A 2,398-nucleotide genomic window follows, 5' to 3' on the forward strand; every position below is an offset into this window, starting at 1 on the left:
GTGGGTATTTAACATCAAGGTGGCTGGTAGGCTCATCCATGATGAGCAACTTAGGTTGTTGTACGATTGAGCGCGCAATGAGCGCTCTTTGCTTTTCGCCACCAGAGAGCGAATCAAATGCTTGTTCACTGTGATGAGATAAACCAACCTGCTCAATCGCTTGAAAAACACGCTGCTTATCATTGGTAGACGTACCGCTGAAAAGTCGCTTATGAGGTGTTAAGCCTAAACTCACCACGTCGAAAAGAGACAAATTAAACTGCGATGGAGACTCTTGTAAAACCACAGCAACCTGCTTTGCATATTCGTCAGCACTGATTTGCCAGATATCTTGACCGCTTAGTAGCACAGCCCCTTGCTGAGGTTTCAAGTAACGATAAAGACAGCGCAACAGGCTTGATTTACCAGCTCCATTAGGGCCGAGTAGACCGATAAACTGCCCAGCGTTAAACTCAAGGTTAATTGATTTAAGTATCGTTTTATTCGCAGTACCCCAACTTAAATCAGACACTGATATTAATGGCGCAGCGCTAAGGCTATTTTGTTGCAAGCTTATTCTCTCTTGGCGAGTAATCGCAACGCACAAGAAAGCACTGGTAAGTACCAGAAAATGACGTGAGTTGACCCGCTCGATGATTAATTGTTAGTGCTAAGTATCTGGCTGACCATTATTTAGATGGATTACAGTTGCGGGAACAGCTGGAGAATTTCACCCCATTCCATAGCATATGAGTATTATGGCGGGCTAAGTAAATAATTCAATGAATATCGCTCTAGATGGCTAAAAAACAATTTTAGGCCAAGCTTGTCCTTGTTCATCTATATATACATCAACTGTAATTAGCCCTGCATAAGGAATATGGAAAACATTTAAATGTGTGGCTGATTGTTTTGGCATCTGACAAACAATAGCGAGAATTTGTTTAATCACCCCAGCATGGCTAATTACCAATGACTGTTCATGCTTAGATTCACACAATGATTGCAAAAACGTGTGCCACCATGCCTCTACCCGAGCGTAAAAGTCTGCCATAGATTCACCATTAGGTACGTTTACTTGCCAAGGGTGCTGCCAAAAATCACCGATATGAGGTTTACTCGTTTGCTGCCAAAGCTGTTGGTAATCTTGGCCATCCCAATCACCAAAATTAAACTCTTTCAGGGCATTATTATACTGTACATGCCATAAGTGTTGTTTTGCTAAATAATCAGCGTGGACTGAGCAACGCTTTAGCGGAGAGCTATATATGGCATTTAAATTTATGAGCTCAGCAGAAGCTTGGCGCATTTGTTTAAGACCAAGCTCTGATAAATCGACATCGATTTGCCCAGAAAGAATTCCAGGCGTAGCGATTTCGCCATGGCGAAGAAAGTAAACTCGTGAAGTAAATGCGTCCATAATGTTCCTCAGTATACCAATAGTGAACGTTAACGCGTTTTATATACTCTGTCGACTTATGCTAAGGCTGTTATGCTCAGAGAGTTAAGCTAAACGCATTAAACGAACATCAAAATGCAGCACTGCATTTGCGCCAATCTTGCCACCGTTACCTTTTTTACCCCAAGCAAGCTCTGGGGGGATCACAAATTCATAACGAGAGCCGATATTCATTAATAGCAACCCTTCTCTTAACCCTTCTATAGCTTCGGATAATGCGAAAACCTCAGGCATACCCGCTTTATAACTGTCGGCAATGACACTGCCATCTGCAAGCATAATACGTTGATTAATAACCACTGTATCGAACTCTGATACGCTCTCTCCTGCAACATCATCAATCACTTTATACATTAAACCCGACGGGCATAGATGCGTATCTGGATGCGATGAGAACTTAGCAATAAATGCTTCACTATTTTTACGATTTAAACCTGAAGAGCCTTTTGACTTGGTCGTTTTCTTACGAGACACAGCAAACCTTAATTGTATTACAAATATAAAACGCTTTATCGCATAACAAGGTAAGTGAAGCAAGTTTGTGAGAGTAAAGTTGCAAGTTAGAGAGGGGAAAGATACGAGTTAGAAAGAGTAAAGTTTGAGGATCTGGCGTAGGTTGGGTAGAGCGCAGCGAAACCCAACACAGAGCTATCAGCTTTCAGCCGTCAGCGATCAGCCGCGCGGTGGGGTTGTTTTTTGCTGCGTCGCCCTCTGGCTCTAGGCTCTAGGCTCTAGGCTCTAGGTTCTAGGTTCTAGGTTCTAGGGTCTAGGTAAAGTGTACGTGTAGGAATGGCTTTAGCCGTGAATGTGTTTGTTATGGTCTAGATTCGGCACTGAAGTGCCTCCTACGGGGTTTGTTGCTGAGGGTGACTCTGTACTAAACAACCCCACTGTTCAACTTTACCCTTGCTAACTAGCCACTCGCTAACTATTTAGCCATGAATATGTTTGTTATGGTCT

Annotated in this window: 3 protein-coding genes and 1 riboswitch; all 3 genes read right to left on the bottom strand. The window is 42.9% G+C overall.

The features are described from left to right. The coding region (locus tag ACQY6Q_RS02320) for an ABC transporter ATP-binding protein (protein WP_427977397.1) at nt 1-550 on the bottom strand (550 nt) is incomplete at its 3' end. 103 nt (nt 551-653) lie between these two features. After that, nucleotides 654-721: riboswitch (cobalamin riboswitch) on the bottom strand. Between the two features lie 60 nt (nt 722-781). Beyond that, nucleotides 782-1,399, bottom strand: a complete 618-nt coding sequence (locus ACQY6Q_RS02325; RefSeq protein ID WP_063706216.1) for a histidine phosphatase family protein — start codon at nt 1,397-1,399, stop codon at nt 782-784. 84 nt (nt 1,400-1,483) lie between these two features. Further along, a complete protein-coding gene (locus tag ACQY6Q_RS02330) occupies nt 1,484-1,912 on the bottom strand; it encodes an FKBP-type peptidyl-prolyl cis-trans isomerase (protein ID WP_063706214.1) in 429 nt (142 codons plus the stop codon). Nucleotides 1,913-2,398: the final 486 nt, after the last annotated feature.

It is taken from the genome of Agarivorans sp., from assembly GCF_050295395.1.
Lineage (GTDB): Bacteria > Pseudomonadota > Gammaproteobacteria > Enterobacterales > Celerinatantimonadaceae > Agarivorans.